Source organism: Marinoscillum sp. (assembly GCF_965229915.1).
GTDB lineage: Bacteria > Bacteroidota > Bacteroidia > Cytophagales > Cyclobacteriaceae > Marinoscillum.
Window position 1 is genome coordinate 18,405 of record NZ_CBDDJZ010000002.1, and the last position, 15,938, is coordinate 34,342.

Below are 15,938 nucleotides of genomic sequence, written 5' to 3' on the forward strand. Positions count from 1 at the left end.
AGCAATGAAAATAGGACTAGTGCTTTCAGGAGGTGGCGCCAGAGGTGTAGCACATCTTGGTATCATGGAAGCATTACTGGAAGCAGGGATCTCCTTTAGTGTGGTGTCTGGTTCCAGTGCCGGTGCTTTGGCCGGCTCGTTGTATTGCGCTGGTTATACTCCAAAGGAAATCGCTGGGTTTATCCAGAAGACCAATTTCATTACCGCTTTTAGACCTTCTTTTAACTCCAGAAGTCTTCTAAACATAGAGCGGGCCCACAGTGAGTTAATCAAGTATTTTAAAGAGGACTCATTCGAATCACTCCAAATACCACTCAGAGTGACAACCACCGATATCAGCAAGGGAAAGGTGAAGGTGTACAAGAAAGGCCAACTGATACGACCTGTATTAGCTTCTTGCTGTGTCCCAGTGGTATTTGATCCAGTCAAGATTGGGCGCCGAACCCTCGTTGATGGTGGTATCCTGGATAATCTGCCTTATAAACCCATTAAGAAAGAATGTGATAAGATCATTGCACTTCATTGCAATCCGATAGACAAGGGTTATCGGATTAGCAACTGGAGGGATCTGATGGAGCGATCTATGATGCTCACAGTTACCCAGTACGTCCATAGTAAGAAGAAAAACTATGACTTATTTTTGGAACCTCCTGGGGTCAGCAAGTATAAGGTGTTCGACTTTAAAAGAGCCCCTGAAATCTTTGAACATGGATATTCCTATGCCAAGGAGCAGATTGCCTCAGGGGTGCTAGATAAACTTGAGAATTGATGGGAAGAGCATTTTTTAGATTTTGTTTTTGGATCACAGGCTGGAAAGTCGTAGGGAAGAAACCAGATCTACCTAAGTATGTACTCATTGTGGCTCCACACACGAGTAATTGGGATTTCTTTGTAGGAGTCGCAGCTAGAAGTATTTCCTACTTGAAGAGTGACTTTCTGGCAAAAGACTCGCTGTTTAAAATCCCGGTCGTAGGTTGGTTTTTGCGAAAGATTGGTGGTCATCCTGTCAATAGATCTAAGAAAACCAACATGGTGGATCAGGTGGTGGAATTGTATCACCAACATGACGAGTTCGTGGTGACCATTACCCCGGAAGGAACCCGATCGTATGTGCCCAAATGGAAAACTGGGTTCTACCGCATTGCTGACAAGGCAAATGTGCCTATTGTTATGGTCGGATTTGACTTTGCCAACAAACAAGTAATTTATCGAGAGCCATTCTATCCTACAGGTGATATCGATGCTGATCTAGAGCTAATACTTAGCTTTTACCGAAAAATCAAAGGCAAATATCCCGAGAAAGGAGTGAGGTAGTCACTTAGGTGTTGGCTCTATGTGTATCAGCACTTGTCCTGCCTCTGGGATCTTTTCTCGAATGGCATCTTGTAACTTGTGAGCCAACATATGCCCCTCTTTAACTGATAAATCTCCATTAACGAACGCATGCAGGTCTATGTGATAAGTCATGCCTGATTTCCTTACATAACACTTTTCAGTTCCTTCAATACCTTCCACTTCTAGCGAGGTGGATCGAATGATTTCAATAGTTGCCTCATGAAGGTGTTCGTCCATGATTTCTCCTAAGGCTGGGCGTAGGATTCGGTAACAGTTAAATAAGATGAATACTGCGGCGAATAGAGCAGCCCAATCATCAGCGGCGGCATATCCATGCCCCAGAAAAACGGCAAGCGAGATACCGATGAAAGCGGCAATGGAAGTAATCGCATCACTGCGGTGGTGCCAGGCATCGGCAAGGAGTGTTGAGCTGTTCACTTTCAAAGCCTTTCTTTTCACCACATGAAAAGATGCTTCTTTCCAGATAATTATAACGGCTAGCACATAGAGAGTCCATGTTCTGGGAAGGGGGTGTGGCGTGTAAATATTAACGATGCTTTGGTAAGCGATAATCGTGGCGGAAACAATTAGAAATGCAACTACTATGAAGGTGATCAGCGGTTCGATTCTTCCATGTCCATAAGGATGGTTCTGATCAGGTGGTTTTTGAGAATACTTAAGACCAACCAATACTATAATGGAACTGAAAACATCAGCAGTTGATTCTATTGCATCGGCAATCAAGGCGTGAGAGTGACCAAAAATGCCTGCTAAACCCTTGATGATTGCTAGACCAATGTTACCCAACAATCCAAAAAATGAGGCATTGATCGCTGTATTGTTGCTCATTAGTGAATGGAAACAAAAAACCCTGACTCGAGAGCCAGGGTTCGTATTTATTTCTTAGTTGTTCGTTTGGTTCGTCGTTTCGGTTTCACTTCCTCCACGATTTCATCCTCTACATCTGCTAGAATTCTTCCGCAGTGTTCACAAACGATAATTTTCTTCTTTTCTCTGATTTCAGCTTGTTGCTGAGGTGGAACCACGTTAAAACAACCGCCACATGCGCCACGTTTCACAGGAACAACAGCAAGTCCGTTTCTCATGTTCTTTCTCACCTTATCGTAAGACTTCAACAGACGATCTTCTACTTGCTTGGCAGCTTTCTCACGGTCTTTCATCAGCTTTTCTTCATCAGCTTCCGATTCTTTTGTGATGGTGTCCAGCTCTTCTTTTTTGGTGTCGAGATCCTTTTCTCTTTCAGAAAGCGTATTCTGAGTTTCAGCGATCTCTTCCTTTTTAGCATCGATCTTTGCGTAAGATTCCTTGATGCGTTTTTCAAGAATCTGAATTTCGAGTTGTTGCAGTTCTACCTCTTTGGTGATGGCATCATACTCTCTATTGTTACGGACGTTCATCTGCTGCTCTTCATATTTTTTGATGAGCTTCTCAGCGTCCTTGATTGCTGCTTTATTATTCGTGATGTTTTCCTCCAAATCAGCAAGCTCCTGATTCTGTTTTTCTACCCTCGTTTGATAGCCAGCGATCTCATCTTCCAAATCCATTACCTCATCAGGTAATGCTCCCCTCACTTTCACAAGTTCGTCGCGTTCAGAATCGATGGATTGTAATTTTACGAGGCTGTCGAGCTTTTTTGCTACGGTATTTTCCATGCAGTATTACAAATAATTGATTGGATTAGTCTGTACCTCCGATAAACGGAGTGCAATATTAGTGAATTTTTCGCTCAATATGTCAAAAAGCAAATCCTTTGTGTATTGTTCACTTTCGAAGTGTCCAATATCAGCTACAATGACCCGCTCATCGGCTTCAAAAAAGTCATGGTACTTGAAGTCTCCGGTGATAAACACATCCGCTTTTGCACGAATAGCCTTTTGGAGCAAAAAGCTACCAGCACCTCCACAGACAGCAATTTTTCTAACTTTTTCTTGATGAACGTTCGTGTGGCGAACACATCCAGACTTAAAGGTTTCTTTTAATTTCAAAAGAAAATCTCTAGTGTCCATTTCCTGGCTGAGTTCTCCGATCATTCCACTTCCTACCTCTTGATTTTTGTTAGCTAGTGCTGTCAGGTAATAGGCAACTTCTTCATACGGGTGAGCCTCTTGAAGTGCATTTAGAATTTTTCCAGATAAGAAAGATGGGAAGATCACTTCTACACGTTTCTCGACTACAGTTTCGTCCGTGTTTTGCGTGCCAATATGCGGATTCGTACCTTCACCGGGTCTAAATGTTCCAGTGCCATCTACCTGAAAGCTGCAGTGATTATAGTTTCCTACTTCACCCGCGCCAGCCTGATACAGTGCTTCTAAAACTCTTGGTGAGTCTGTAGGTGGAATAAAAGTTGTGAGTTTGGTAAGCACCTCAGATTTTGGACTTAATGTTTGAACATTCGATAAGCCAATTTTGTCGCAAATGCGTTTGTTAACACCAAGATGTACATTGTCCAGATTGGTGTGGATAGCGTAAATAGCAATGTCATGCTTGATGGCTTTAATGACACATCGCTCTACCCAGTGCTTTCCGGTAAGGCTTTTCAACCCTTTGAAAATCAATGGATGATGTGCGATGATCAGGTTGCATTTGCTAGCTATTGCTTCATCTATCACAGACTCAGTCACATCTAGTGTGAGTAAGGCCTTGCTCAATTCTGCTGACGAGTCACCAACTAAAAGTCCTGAGTTGTCATAGGATTCCTGATAAGGAAGCGGAGCAAAATGCTCCAAAAACTGAATGATATCTTTAATTTGCATGATGTCTTTACTAATGATTTGGCGAATTCTGTTTCTACCACTCACACTGCTTTATGCAGGAGTCGTACGGCTGAGAAACTGGATGTATGATCGCAATTACAGACGAACCACCCGCTTTGATGCAAATGTAATTGGTGTGGGCAATCTCGCCATAGGTGGAACGGGTAAAACACCAATGATTGATTATTTGATTCGCTATTACAAAGCTAAAGACTTTAGAGTCAGCACATTGAGTAGAGGGTATGGCCGGCAGACCAATGGTTTCAGAGTGGCTACTATACAGGACACACCGGATACCATAGGTGATGAGCCTTACATGTACTGGACCAAATACTTACCAGAAGTTCATGTGGCGGTAGCTGAGGAAAGAGACTTGGCCATTCCACAGCTCCTGGGCTTTCGGGATCATGAGGTGGTTTTGCTAGATGATTCCTTTCAGCACCGGAGAGTAACTCCCAATTTCAATTTGTTGCTAACTACCTATGAAGCCCCATTTTATGAGGATTACATGCTTCCGTCTGGTCGCTTGAGAGAGCCAAGGCATGAGGCTAAAAGAGCAGACGCACTATTGGTAACCAAGTGTCCGGGTTTTCTAGCTGAGAGTGATCAGGTCAGGATCAAACATGAGATGAGTGTGTATTCTTCTGCCCCGGTTTATTTTCTTACTACAGAATATTTAGCCCCTAAGCCTTGCTTTAGTAATGACATGCCGCTACAGTCTCGAGTGGTGTTGATTTCAGGGATGGCCAATCCAGCGCCATTCGAAAAAGAAATACGCTCCAGGTATCAGGTGAAGCTCTCGCATAATTATCGGGATCACTACCGATATAAATCACGAGATATCAAGGACATTGTCATGGAATTGGATGATCAGACCTCACTCATTACCACCGAAAAAGACATGGTCAAACTGAGACAATTTCCTGAATTGAGTAAGTTCTCCTGTTATTTTGTGCCTATTCAAATGAAATTTTTAAAAGATGAGTCGTTATTTCAATCACAATTAGACTCAGTTTTGAAAAACTATGTCCAGTAGGGGAATTGATTATACTTTTGCCGCGTGAAGAGAATTATCCTTTTGTTGACTTTAGGAGTGATGGGGTGGACAGTCGCAGCCCAAATTACCGACGATTCCACTCAGCTGGTATATAATGCCGGTACCACCGAGATAATTCTGCAAGAAGACATTAAAAACAATGTAGAAAAAGAACGTCATCCGGACACTACACTTTACAACCTGGAAAAGTATTCAGAACTGGATCTTCAAGATCGTAATTTTCAGAACCTGGGTAACAATGGAACGGCGATGTTCCCTATTTTTTATCCCGTACCATCTCAGATAGGGCGTACTTCTGGATTATCGGCCTATGACAATTACCTCACCAGCCCGTCTCAGCTCCAATACTTTGATACTAAGTCTCCTTATATGGACCTGAAAGTGGTATTTGCAGGAAATGGTCGCTCGGTGGTGGATTTTAAATTTAGTCGAAACATCAACCCAAACTGGAATTTTGGATTTGACATCTATCGGATTACTTCAGATAAGCAAATAGGTAAAAGCGGAGCTCAAGACAGAAATGTGGTGGGCACCGTGGTGGACTTGTATACCTATTACCAGCATCCTGAGAAGCCGTATTCTGCGATGTTTAATCTGGTGAATATGGGGTTTGATATCGAAGAGACTGGTGGTATCTATGTGGAAGATCTGCCTAACGCTACCGCTGACCAACTATTCCTATATGCAGATGCGGATATACAACTGCGAGATGCGATCTCCAATGACAAGCGGCTCAATCTCCACTTATACCATCAGTATGCCTGGCAAAAGCAGTTGCAGTTTTATCACGAGGCTGACTTCATTTCGCACAATGCTTCCTACAAAGATTTCGCTGTTGGAGCCACTGGTTCATACAATTCTTACACTGATTTTTATAACCAGTTTTTGATCGCTCCGGACAGTACTTACGAGCGGTTTAACTGGACCGAAATTCGCAATGAAATAGGAATCAAAGGAGATTTGGCTAATTTGTTTTATCGGCTTTACCTAAAGCGGCGGGATATTGATTTTGACAATTTATATCATGACCCAACAGACCAATTTGGCGAGATGTTTTTAGGAGGTTACACCCGGTTCGATTGGCGTGATAAGTTCAATGTAGAAGCCAAAGCAGAGTTTTTGCAAAGCGGTGAGTATTTACTCCACGGACAGCTCAACTCAGACTTGATCTTTGCTTCTTATAAGTCGATCAGATCCAAACCATCATTCATCACGGAGTCTTATTTTGGCAATCACCATGAGTGGTATCAGAGCTTTAACTCAATGTTTGCCAATGAGATACAGGGTGGTATTAAACTCGATTTAGGTTTTTTGAAGGTTCGTCCACAGGGACGCATCATGACCATGGATCAATTTACCTATTTTGATCAGACGCAGACTGCAAGACAAAGTTCAGACATTGCCGTGTTGACTTCATTAGGTGGAGATTTTGATCTGAAACTCACTACCAATAAGGAATTCAATGAGGCGTTTCTGTTTGAAAATGAAGTGTATTATACGACACTCGCAGGTGATGGAGCGGACTATGTGCGCATTCCCGACCTGTTCTACAATGGGAAGCTTTACTGGAGAGGGTTATGGTTTAAAAATACCATGGGCGTGCAGATAGGATTTGATATCCATGCCAAAACACGTTATTACGGCTTGGGTTATGCGCCTGAAATCCAACAGTTTTACATACAGGACGAATTCCCAATTGATGAGTTTTACACGATTGACTTCTTTGTTAACATGCAGGTGAATAACCTGTCTGCTTTCGTAAAGATGACCAATATCAACCAGCAGCAGGATAGTGGCTATTTTGTAACACCTTACTATCCAGGAATTCGTCAGACCATCGATTTTGGAGCTCGTTGGTTATTTTATGATTGATTATGGATGAGCAAAAGACAACTTTAGGTCTCAATTTACCCACCGATCCGCGATGGATCAATGTCGCAGAGATGAACATTGAAGATATCCTGGTAGATCATGCTTATTGCGAACAGAAAGCTGCTTCTTCATGCATCTCATTGATCGTGTCTTATCCAGAGCGGAAAGAGCTGGTAGACATGTTAACACCCGTAGTTGCTGAAGAGTGGGCTCATTTTGAGCGTGTCATAGAGCAGCTGAACAAGCGCGGTTATGCTCTAGGCAAGAAGCGCAAGGATGAATATGTAAGCGCGCTCAATGGCATTTTGAAAAAGGGTGGAAGCCGCGAGCAGCAACTCGTGGAGAAGTTGCTTATGAATGCGTTAATCGAGGCAAGAAGCTGTGAGCGGTTCAAAATTCTCTGGAAAAACATCGAAGATGAGGAGTTATCTACTTTCTACTATGAGCTTATGGTCTCAGAAGCAGGACACTACCACAACTTCCTCGACCTGGCCAAATCTTACATGGGTGAGGAATACGTGCGGGATCGATGGGCCGAATTTCTGAAAGCTGAAGCCGAAATCATCAAAAATCTGGAGGTTAGGGGTGACCGAATGCATTGACCTGTTAGAGGTCAGAAACTAGAAGCTAGATAAAAATGATAATCTACATAAAATGAAAAATAAAGTAAAGGCAATTATTCTGACCATACTTGGTTTGGTTGCATTTTTTTTCGTTGTACTAGCACAAATTCGCTCGGCAGAATCTGAGAGGCAAGTGACCGTAGTTAATCAAATGTATCAATTAAAAGTTGATCAATTGGCCAATGCCCTTAGTGAAGTGGCTCAGCTTCGTCAACAATTGGATTCTTGTGAAAGTAAATAACAGTAAGCATATGCAAGCATATGCAATACGTCAATTACCAATTGCCTATTGCCGTTTGCCAACTGCCTATTGAATCAAGTTTTCTGTTTCTTCTTCTTAGCTGCAGGGAAAAGAATGTTGTTCAAAATCAACCGATAACCCGGTGAGTTTGGATGTAGGTTGAGATCTGTAGGCTGTTCGTTCACAAAGTGCTGGTAATCTTCTGGATCATGACCGCCATAGAATGTCCAAAACCCCTTACCCAAAACTCCGTGAATGTAACGTGCTTCACCGATGGATCGGTTTTCTCCCATGATGACCACATCCGATTTGATCAACGACTTTCTGAAAGAAGTCGTTTGACCCATAAATCCTTTAATGGTGGTTTGATGATTCTGTGTGAGCATGGTTGGGATGGGATCCCATTTGGCTGAAAACTGAAACAAGGAGAAAAAGTCATTTTCCTGTCTCAAACCTCTTTCTCTTGCTTGCATGTCAATGTTGGAATACTCGTATTCGAATGGATTTCTCTCAATGGTGAAGTTCTCAAAAGCGAACGTTTCACTGTAATCTAATTTTGATTGAGCATTGGGATCGGCTGGGTCACCATCATACATCGATTCAACTATGTCGAGACCTTCCGCAGATAGTGCAATGTCATAAGTGTCTGTAGCCGAGCACATGGCAAACAAAAATCCACCACTGGCTACATAGGATTTTATCTTTTTGACTACTGCCAGCTTGAGGTGTGAGACTTTGGAGAAACCATGTTTTTTGGCAGATTCTTCGTATTCGCGTTGCTGCTGCTGATACCAGGGAAAGTGCTGGTAGGTTCGATAAAACTTGCCGTACTGACCTGTGAAATCCTCATGATGGAGGTGTAGCCAGTCGTACTTTGGTAGTTCATTGTACATGATTTCATCATCGAAAATCACATCGTAGGGAATCTCTGCATAGGTAAGTACCAATGTCACCGCATCATCCCATGGTTGCTTGCTTTTAGGTGAGTACACGGCAATTTTCGGATACTTTTCCAATTTCATTACGTCCATATTGGAGGCTGGACTGGCAATTTCGTTGAGAATTCCATTGGCCTGAGCATCTGATATTACCTCATAAGAAACATTGCGAATCACACATTCATTTTCTATCCGTTGAAGGTATTTGACCATAAAACTTCCGCCACGATAATTCAATAACCAATCGGCAGGAACATCCTGGGTCAACATCCAGTACGTAATTCCGTATGCTTTAAGGTGGTTGGTTTGAGTTTCATCCATCGGTATCAGCAAATAAGCTGAATGCGCCTTCAATGAAATGAATATGATTAGTATCAAAAAGAGTTTTCGCATATTTGAATGTCTAATTTTATTAACCCAACGCATTAGCTAAACGCATAGTTCTACTTAACTTCACCAACAACAAAGGCAACCTAATGAATCTTAGAGAAAACATCAAAGAAGGAATCAACTCAGTGAAAGCTAACAAGCTGCGAACCATTCTTACGGCGGCCATTATAGCGATCGGTATCACCTCTTTGGTTGGAATCCTGACGGCCATAGAAGGCATTCAAACGTCTATTAACGACAGTTTTTCAAATCTTGGTGCCAATACCTTTGATGTGGAGAGTAAACGAAGCAACAGAGGAAGTAGAGATGGTCGCAGTGCAAAGGTGTTTCCCCCACTAAAATATGATGACCTGGTAAGGTTTAAGGATAAGTTCGACGCGGGTACTGTGGCAGTTAATGCCTGGGTGACAGGTATTGCCGAGGCTAAGCGTGGATCTAAAAAGACCAACCCTAATACCAGAGTGCAGGGAGGAGATTATGATTACCTGTTGGTGGAAGGATATGATGTGAAAGAAGGTAGGTCTTTTTCCAGGACAGAGGTAGACAATGGTGCGATGGTGGTGATCATTGGTCGGGAGATCAAAGATGCACTATTTGAAAAGGGCGAAGATCCGATCAATAAGAACATCAAGTTCATGGGGTCTAAGTTTAAAGTAATTGGTGTGTTGGAACCTCAAGGTGGAGCTAGTGGAAATGGTAGTGCAGATCGAATGTGTCTGGTGCCGATGGTCACGGCGCGTAAACTGGCAGCTGGCAGACAGCTTAACTATGAGGCAACAGTCGCTGTAAATGACCCCAATAATATGGATGCTGCTGTAGGTCTGGCTACAGGCCTGATGCGTGCGATAAGAAGAGATCCTGTAAAAGAAGAAGATTCTTTTGAAATACAGGTCAATCAATCGCTGGCTGAACGACTAGGTGAGATTACCGGATATCTTCGGATTGGTGGATTCACCATCGGATTTATCACACTTTTGGGAGCGTCTATTGGTTTGATGAATATCATGCTGGTGTCAGTAACCGAACGTACGCGTGAAATAGGTGTGCGAAAAGCATTGGGAGCCACCCCATTGAAAATCAGACAGCAGTTTTTGATTGAAGCCATTGTGATCACCCAAATGGGTGGTTTTGGTGGGATCATACTAGGAATCGGCATAGGCAACCTCACGTCAATTGCTATTTCAGATTCAGGTTTTGTGATTCCCTGGGTTTGGATATTGTTTGGAGTTACTGTGGGTATGATTGTTGGGTTGGTTTCTGGATATTTACCAGCTTACAAAGCTTCCAAACTGGATCCTATTGACTCGTTACGATTTGAATAAATGAATATTGCAGAGAAATTAACCAAAACGATACGCGATGTGCCTGACTTCCCCAAGCCAGGCATTTTGTTTAAAGACATTACACCAGTGCTAGCTGATCCAGAACTTAGTCTGGAGGTCAGCAAAGCCTTTTACGATTATTGGTCTGCCAAAGGTGTTCAAGCTGTAATAGGTATTGAGTCCAGGGGATTTATCTATGGTTTACAACTGGCTCAGCAGTTGCATGTGCCTTTTATTCCAGTAAGAAAAGCTGGTAAGTTGCCGTACAAGACCATTAAGCATTCATATGATTTGGAGTATGGTTCTGCAGAGATTGAAATCCATACCGATGCGATCAAGCAAGGACAAAAGGTGTTGATCCATGATGACTTGTTGGCGACTGGAGGCACAGCTAAGGCTGCCTGTGAGCTAATCGAGAAGATAGGTGGAGAGGTAGTCGGTTATTCTTTTCTGGTAGAACTTGGTTTCCTGAATGGATCGGGGAAACTGGATGGGAAGGATGTGCACTCATTGGTGAGGTTTTGAATGGTATCGCTATGACCGCCGAATGACGGTTTTTCATTGTGCTGTCCAAATCCTTATCTCAATGTGACCTCTGCCTTCGCCGAGGTGACGGCTGGTTTGCTGATTTTTTTTGTGTTTCGTCATTCCTGTGAAGGCAGGAATCGCATGAAGTGTAAAATGACCGACAGAAAAAATTGGAAAGAGCTACTATTGGAGCTCTGAAACACTTTCAAACAAGTCCTTCCAAGTCGGGTTGAATTCAATTATCAAACGATCTTTCCAAGCTCTTTTCCATTTTTTGAGCTGTTTTTCCCGGATAATAGCAGATTCTATGTGATTATGGAATTCAAAATATACTAGATCGTGACATTGATATTTTTGTGTAAATCCGGATCCTTCTCTGATTTTATGCTCATAGGCACGTGTATATAAATTTGCGGTTACACCTATGTAAAGAGTTGTTCGATATTTGTTGGTAACTATGTAAACGTACCCGCCTTTACCTGTCATTTAATGAATTTAAAGTTATTTGGCCAAATAATCTAATCGTATTTCTTATGTATTCAGGCATCACATGGCAAGAGAAAGATATATTTTACCGATGTGATCTGCCTTCGCAGAGGTGACGGCTGGTTTGCTGATGTTTTTTTTGTGTTTCGTCATTCCTGCGAAGGCAGGAATCGCATGAAGTGTAAAATGACCGACGTAAAAAATTGGAAAGAGATCCAATTGGAGCTCCGAAACACTATCAAACAAAAGTTATTTGGCCACATAATCTAATCTTCATACTTACGAATGCAGGCATCACATGGCAAGAGAAAGACATATTTTAATGATGTGACCTCTGCCTTCGCAGAGGTGACGGCTGGTTTGCTGATGTTTTTTTTGTGTTTCTTCATTCCTGCGAAGGCAGGAATCGCATGAAGTGTAAAATGACCGACGTAAAAAATTGGAAAGAGATCCAATTGGAGCTCTGAAACACTATCAAACAAAAGTCATTTGGCCAAATAATCTAATCGTATTTCTTATGTATTCAGGCATCACATGGCAAGAGAAAAACGTATTTTACTGATGTGACCTCTGCCTTCGCAGACGTGACGATTGATGGATTAAATATGTCTCGTCATGCTGAGCTTAGTCGAAGCATAGACAAAACGATGAGGAAATCAGCAAACCCGAATTTCTTCTACTCAATGATCATTACTTCCTTCGCTCGATCCAGCGCATCAAACCGGATGCTCAGTCGTTTGGGGGTTGGCACATTCGTGCAGGTGTCACCAGGAGTGAGGTTGTAGTAAAAGAACTTCTCTGTTCTGCGGTATAGCTCGTGCTCGCTAGGCTGACCCAATAACTTTTTGATTTGAGTTTGGCCTTCTCCTAATAGCTTGTCTTTGTTATCCACCAGAACATTTGCCAGGTTAATTTTATCCTGATCACAATATGAAATTGGAGTTTTCCAAAGCTCTTTATCAAAGCCTTCGATGGTAGGCGTAGAATAGCAGCCCCATAAGGCGACACACAAAATGGAAGCAACAGCAAGAATTCTCATGCCTACAAAAGTATTACATCAGGCCTTTACGGCTTCCACTTTTTGATCTTCTTTCCGCACATAGAAAAACCAACCGGTCGAGATCAATGCATAAGCTCCACAGATCATACTTATCCAGTTGGTGTCAAAAAGGAGCGTTACTGTAATGGCAGCCACTATAATCCGAATATATTCCAGATTGACCCAGCGTGTTTGATTGTCAAACAGAACACCAAACTGGGCAACTGACCAGATGATCAGGGTAGAAAAAGCAAGCTTTTGATTCATCAGCAAATCATCAGCCGTAAACAAGAACAAGCTGGTAATACCTAAGACAGCAATGAACTGTACCAACACGTACAGACTAAGTTTGAAAGCGGGAGTGGTATTGTATTTAGCATAAGTGGACTTGTCGACTTCTGGAGCAGCCTGGTAGCCACCAAGTTCCTGTGGGCGCCAGCCGGGTTTATTCCAAACGACCCCCATTTTATTCATGAATCCCGGGGTTTCTCTTAACTGTCCAGCCATGTCCACATAGTGCTGTAGGTTGGCCCAAACGGGATTCCAGGTATTAATCGGTTTGGTGATGCCGTAGGTCGGGCGCTCTTCTTCTTCCTGAAAGGTGCCAAACATTCTATCCCAGATAATCAAGGAGCCTGCGTGGTTCTTGTCAATGTATTTGGGGTCCCGACCATGATGTACTCGGTGATGGGAGGGTGTGTTGAAAATGAATTCAATGGGTTTAGGCAGTTTACCAATGGTTTCTGTATGGATCCAAAACTGATACACTGTGTTTAACGCACTGATAAGCAGAAACATCGTCGGGTCAAACCCTAAAAAAGCCAAAGGCATGTAAAACCAAAACGTCCAGATGCCCTGAAATGATCCCTGTCTCAATGCAACAGAGAAGTTGTAATCTTCACTCTGGTGGTGTACTACATGACCACCCCAAAAGAGATTGATTTCATGCGACATCCGGTGCGCCCAGTAATAACAGAAATCTACACCGAGTACTAATAAGATCACACTCCACCAGGTGACAGGGATGTCCATGATGGCCCAGCTTTCAGATACAAATAGGAAAGCTGCTATGGTAAAAACTTTAATAAAAGCTCCGGTTACCTGCTGGGTAATACCACAAGAGATGTTAGTCACAGCATCATTTAGCCGGTAAATGTGCTTCTTGGAGAAGAACTGAATCATCAGTTCGATCCCAATCAACAGGAAATAAATGGGGATGGATAAAATGACAGGGTTAATGTTCATGTGTCAAATATACTCGTTATGCAGAGTATTTTGAAATAACCATTAGATTCCCATGGGTTTTAGCCTTCCAACATCTCAATATTATCCTCTAACTGAGCCAGGTACTTCCCAAAAGCCTTTTCATTCATCTTCTTAGCGGCAAAGTGACCAATCACCGTAAAAAGCAACACCGTAATGATTAAGGTAACCCAATGCCAGGCCTTATCCATAATCACTGCTTCACGATCAACTAATTGCATGCCCAGAAAAAATCCACCAGATGTGGAAATCGGGTACATCGTAAGGCCCACAATCTCTTCGTATCGGATCACTCGTTTGATTCGGTCCCGGTATTGTTTGAGACCTGTGAGAATGTCATTGTCCATGTTGACTCCTTTGTTCAAAATCTGAAGCTCTTGATAGAGCAGGATACCACCAATCGCATACGCCATCAGTAGAATGCACAGCAAGATCTGTGAGGCCAGCGGAAAAGCAAATGGAATAATGATGGCAAAGGCAATGGTGAAGAAGATGGCATAGCCCAGTTTGTACTTCACACCACGTCGCAGTTTGGCGATGATGCCTTTGGATTTGGTGTTGACCGTGAACTTGATTTCATCCTCGGTGAGGTTGGTAAAACCCTCGGTTTTACGCTTGAGAGAACCCCATGCTTCTTTCAATTCATCCATTGGGTCTATCGTTTATTTTCTTTTTCAATTGTTCCTTTATTCGGTGCAGCTTCACGCCTACATTATTTTTGGTCAAGCCAGTGATGTCACCGATCTCACTGTTGTCATAATCCTCCAGATGCAGGGTGATGATGGTCTTATCGATATCATTCAATCCTTTGATTGCTCTGAGTAGGAGGTCGGCTTGTTCGGAAGTGTCTTTGGGGAGCTCCTTCACAAAATCAGTGTCCTTGATTTCTGTGGTTTCCACTTTCTTCTTCCGTTTGTATGTCAGTACGGTATTCAGCGCCACTCGGTAAAGCCAGGTGCTGAACTGACTATCGCCCCGAAACCGGTCTTTCGCTTTCCAGGCTTGCAGCTGGATTTCTTGCTTCAGATCACGGCTTTCCTCCGGATCGTCCACATACAGATAAAGGATCTTGTGAATGATTCCCGAGTGATTTTGAATCTTACTGATAAAGTCTTTTTCAGTCAAGGTATTTGTTGTTGATGCCTTTCGGTGACGTTAGTGTCATGTGAGGTCGGGGAAATTACAGGGGGTGAAAATAATCTTATTTCCACCTCACCCCAATATTTAATATGTTAAAGATCATTAATGCTATCAAGCCCCTCTCTTGCGAAGAGGTGCACGATTAGTGGGAGGTATGGGGAAAGTTGGAGGATGAACATAAACCAAGGCTTCAAATAATTACTTCAGTGTTCGGTTATTCGGTACTGACATACTGATCACCGATCTTCCGATAATATTATCAATTCACCGACAAAACACCTTTCATCAAGCATCACATTTTTATCACTTCAACTATCATAATTCACCCTTCATCGCCTACTTTTGCCACCGCTAATCGAGGTATCACTCAAAATCAATTCTGCACCCAACAAATATGCTTAGAGTCGTTAATTTCCTGAAAGTCCTATCAATGGTTTTGTTTTTGGCTATTCTATTGCTGGTTTATGCCTACCTACCAGTAATGGCCGATCTAACACTTGACAATGGAGACTTTCAGGTTCGAAAAGAAGACTTCTTTTATTTTGGAATTGGCGTGTTTGTGGTGGTCAACCTGTTTTTCCTAGGTTTTCAAAAACTGTTTGAACAGTTCATTGCCAAGGTAGAGGTGAAAGCCTGGGTGAGAGGTCTCAGTTTTGTGATCAATATTTATCTGACGCTTATCGTTGGCTTCATAGGAGTGATCAACAATACTAACCACCTCAATCCATCAGGATTTGCTTACCTCAACTATTTAGGGCCTTTTTTGATTTTTTCTTGGATAGTTGGGTTGATCTATGTGGTCAAGCAGAAGTCGTAAAACTGATTGACTTGCAACATTTTATGGCTTATTAATTCAACAATAGGCTCAAGGGAGCGTGATTTTATGCTCCTTTTTTAATCTGATTTTTTGTCTAAATTTCGATTTGAGTT

The 15,938-nt window shown here is 42.5% G+C and carries 19 protein-coding genes; 9 read left to right on the forward strand and 10 right to left on the reverse strand.

The features are described 5' to 3' along the window. Positions 1-4 precede the first annotated feature (4 nt). Together ACO067_RS22095 and ACO067_RS22100 are read left to right on the forward strand one after the other, a co-directional pair. On the forward strand, positions 5-769 hold the full coding sequence (locus ACO067_RS22095; protein WP_421878401.1) for a patatin-like phospholipase family protein: 765 nt from the start codon (positions 5-7) through the stop codon (positions 767-769). Beyond that, positions 769-1,314, forward strand: coding sequence for a lysophospholipid acyltransferase family protein (locus ACO067_RS22100; RefSeq protein WP_421878405.1), 546 nt, complete (start codon positions 769-771; stop codon positions 1,312-1,314). The genes ACO067_RS22095 and ACO067_RS22100 overlap by 1 nt, the downstream gene beginning before the upstream one ends. Here the strand turns inward: ACO067_RS22100 and ACO067_RS22105 are convergent, their stop codons facing one another. Genes ACO067_RS22105 through ACO067_RS22115 form a run of 3 tightly spaced genes read right to left on the reverse strand, consistent with a single transcriptional unit; the run spans position 1,315 to position 4,109 of the window. Next, positions 1,315-2,184 (reverse strand): cation diffusion facilitator family transporter, encoded by an 870-nt coding sequence (locus tag ACO067_RS22105; RefSeq protein WP_421878409.1) that lies wholly within the window; start codon positions 2,182-2,184, stop codon positions 1,315-1,317. 47 nt (positions 2,185-2,231) lie between these two features. Further along, a complete protein-coding gene (locus ACO067_RS22110) occupies positions 2,232-3,008 on the reverse strand; it encodes a zinc ribbon domain-containing protein (RefSeq protein WP_421878413.1) in 777 nt (258 codons plus the stop codon). Positions 3,009-3,014: 6 nt separating this feature from the next. Further along, on the reverse strand, positions 3,015-4,109 hold the full coding sequence (locus ACO067_RS22115) for a Nif3-like dinuclear metal center hexameric protein (RefSeq protein WP_421878417.1): 1,095 nt from the start codon (positions 4,107-4,109) through the stop codon (positions 3,015-3,017). On the opposite strand from ACO067_RS22115, the gene lpxK reads away from it, so the two are divergent. Genes lpxK through ACO067_RS22135 form a run of 4 tightly spaced genes read left to right on the forward strand, consistent with a single transcriptional unit; the run spans position 4,108 to position 7,902 of the window. Continuing rightward, positions 4,108-5,145, forward strand: coding sequence for a tetraacyldisaccharide 4'-kinase (lpxK, locus tag ACO067_RS22120; protein ID WP_421878420.1), 1,038 nt, complete (start codon positions 4,108-4,110; stop codon positions 5,143-5,145). The genes ACO067_RS22115 and lpxK overlap by 2 nt on opposite strands. A gap of 24 nt (positions 5,146-5,169) precedes the next feature. Beyond that, positions 5,170-7,038, forward strand: coding sequence for a putative porin (locus ACO067_RS22125; protein ID WP_421878422.1), 1,869 nt, complete (start codon positions 5,170-5,172; stop codon positions 7,036-7,038). Positions 7,039-7,040: 2 nt separating this feature from the next. Beyond that, complete coding sequence (locus tag ACO067_RS22130) at positions 7,041-7,640, forward strand: tRNA-(ms[2]io[6]A)-hydroxylase (RefSeq protein ID WP_421878426.1); 600 nt, start codon at positions 7,041-7,043, stop codon at positions 7,638-7,640. 52 nt (positions 7,641-7,692) lie between these two features. After that, a complete protein-coding gene (locus tag ACO067_RS22135; RefSeq protein WP_421878429.1) occupies positions 7,693-7,902 on the forward strand; it encodes a hypothetical protein in 210 nt (69 codons plus the stop codon). A gap of 74 nt (positions 7,903-7,976) precedes the next feature. On the opposite strand, the gene ACO067_RS22140 is transcribed toward ACO067_RS22135, so the two are convergent. Then, a complete protein-coding gene (locus ACO067_RS22140) occupies positions 7,977-9,233 on the reverse strand; it encodes an asparagine synthetase B (protein ID WP_421878433.1) in 1,257 nt (418 codons plus the stop codon). Between the two features lie 83 nt (positions 9,234-9,316). Here ACO067_RS22140 and ACO067_RS22145 point away from each other — a divergent pair, with 83 nt between their 5' ends. Then, positions 9,317-10,552 carry an ABC transporter permease gene (locus ACO067_RS22145; RefSeq protein WP_421878436.1) on the forward strand — a complete coding sequence of 412 codons (1,236 nt, stop codon included), beginning with the start codon at positions 9,317-9,319 and terminating at the stop codon, positions 10,550-10,552. Further along, positions 10,553-11,077: an adenine phosphoribosyltransferase gene (locus ACO067_RS22150; protein ID WP_421878439.1), complete on the forward strand. Its 525-nt coding sequence runs from the start codon at positions 10,553-10,555 to the stop codon at positions 11,075-11,077. Between the two features lie 186 nt (positions 11,078-11,263). On the opposite strand, the gene ACO067_RS22155 is transcribed toward ACO067_RS22150, so the two are convergent. From ACO067_RS22155 to ACO067_RS22180, 6 genes are all read right to left on the reverse strand, one after another. Further along, complete coding sequence (locus tag ACO067_RS22155; protein WP_421878442.1) at positions 11,264-11,566, reverse strand: GIY-YIG nuclease family protein; 303 nt, start codon at positions 11,564-11,566, stop codon at positions 11,264-11,266. A gap of 266 nt (positions 11,567-11,832) precedes the next feature. Beyond that, a complete protein-coding gene (locus tag ACO067_RS22160) occupies positions 11,833-11,955 on the reverse strand; it encodes a hypothetical protein (RefSeq protein ID WP_421878445.1) in 123 nt (40 codons plus the stop codon). Positions 11,956-12,242: 287 nt separating this feature from the next. Next, on the reverse strand, positions 12,243-12,605 hold the full coding sequence (locus ACO067_RS22165) for a hypothetical protein (protein ID WP_421878448.1): 363 nt from the start codon (positions 12,603-12,605) through the stop codon (positions 12,243-12,245). Between the two features lie 18 nt (positions 12,606-12,623). Continuing rightward, the gene (locus ACO067_RS22170) at positions 12,624-13,850 is read right to left on the reverse strand and encodes a sterol desaturase family protein (RefSeq protein ID WP_421878452.1); all 1,227 of its coding nucleotides are present in this window, start codon (positions 13,848-13,850) and stop codon (positions 12,624-12,626) included. A 59-nt stretch (positions 13,851-13,909) separates the two neighbouring features. Then, positions 13,910-14,518, reverse strand: a complete 609-nt coding sequence (locus tag ACO067_RS22175) for a hypothetical protein (protein ID WP_421878455.1) — start codon at positions 14,516-14,518, stop codon at positions 13,910-13,912. Next, positions 14,511-14,993 carry an RNA polymerase sigma factor gene (locus ACO067_RS22180; RefSeq protein WP_421878458.1) on the reverse strand — a complete coding sequence of 161 codons (483 nt, stop codon included), beginning with the start codon at positions 14,991-14,993 and terminating at the stop codon, positions 14,511-14,513. Before ACO067_RS22180 ends, ACO067_RS22175 begins: the two co-directional genes overlap by 8 nt. A 409-nt stretch (positions 14,994-15,402) precedes the next feature. Here ACO067_RS22180 and ACO067_RS22185 point away from each other — a divergent pair, with 409 nt between their 5' ends. Next, a complete protein-coding gene (locus tag ACO067_RS22185; RefSeq protein ID WP_421878461.1) occupies positions 15,403-15,825 on the forward strand; it encodes a hypothetical protein in 423 nt (140 codons plus the stop codon). Positions 15,826-15,938: the final 113 nt, after the last annotated feature.

Bases quoted from the DNA above. Each gene is read 5' to 3' on its own strand.
- ACO067_RS22160 (WP_421878445.1), bottom strand. From the start codon at position 11,955: ATGAAGAAACACAAAAAAAACATCAGCAAACCAGCCGTCACCTCTGCG.
- ACO067_RS22140 (WP_421878433.1), bottom strand. From the start codon at position 9,233: ATGCGAAAACTCTTTTTGATACTAATCATATTCATTTCATTGAAGGCG.
- ACO067_RS22135 (WP_421878429.1), top strand. From the start codon at position 7,693: ATGAAAAATAAAGTAAAGGCAATTATTCTGACCATACTTGGTTTGGTT.
- ACO067_RS22130 (WP_421878426.1), top strand. From the start codon at position 7,041: ATGGATGAGCAAAAGACAACTTTAGGTCTCAATTTACCCACCGATCCG.
- ACO067_RS22095 (WP_421878401.1), top strand. From the start codon at position 5: ATGAAAATAGGACTAGTGCTTTCAGGAGGTGGCGCCAGAGGTGTAGCA.
- ACO067_RS22105 (WP_421878409.1), bottom strand. From the start codon at position 2,184: ATGAGCAACAATACAGCGATCAATGCCTCATTTTTTGGATTGTTGGGT.
- ACO067_RS22150 (WP_421878439.1), top strand. From the start codon at position 10,553: ATGAATATTGCAGAGAAATTAACCAAAACGATACGCGATGTGCCTGAC.
- ACO067_RS22175 (WP_421878455.1), bottom strand. From the start codon at position 14,518: ATGGATGAATTGAAAGAAGCATGGGGTTCTCTCAAGCGTAAAACCGAG.
- ACO067_RS22100 (WP_421878405.1), top strand. From the start codon at position 769: ATGGGAAGAGCATTTTTTAGATTTTGTTTTTGGATCACAGGCTGGAAA.
- lpxK (WP_421878420.1), top strand. From the start codon at position 4,108: ATGATGTCTTTACTAATGATTTGGCGAATTCTGTTTCTACCACTCACA.
- ACO067_RS22115 (WP_421878417.1), bottom strand. From the start codon at position 4,109: ATGCAAATTAAAGATATCATTCAGTTTTTGGAGCATTTTGCTCCGCTT.
- ACO067_RS22155 (WP_421878442.1), bottom strand. From the start codon at position 11,566: ATGACAGGTAAAGGCGGGTACGTTTACATAGTTACCAACAAATATCGA.
- ACO067_RS22185 (WP_421878461.1), top strand. From the start codon at position 15,403: ATGCTTAGAGTCGTTAATTTCCTGAAAGTCCTATCAATGGTTTTGTTT.
- ACO067_RS22170 (WP_421878452.1), bottom strand. From the start codon at position 13,850: ATGAACATTAACCCTGTCATTTTATCCATCCCCATTTATTTCCTGTTG.
- ACO067_RS22145 (WP_421878436.1), top strand. From the start codon at position 9,317: ATGAATCTTAGAGAAAACATCAAAGAAGGAATCAACTCAGTGAAAGCT.
- ACO067_RS22165 (WP_421878448.1), bottom strand. From the start codon at position 12,605: ATGAGAATTCTTGCTGTTGCTTCCATTTTGTGTGTCGCCTTATGGGGC.
- ACO067_RS22110 (WP_421878413.1), bottom strand. From the start codon at position 3,008: ATGGAAAATACCGTAGCAAAAAAGCTCGACAGCCTCGTAAAATTACAA.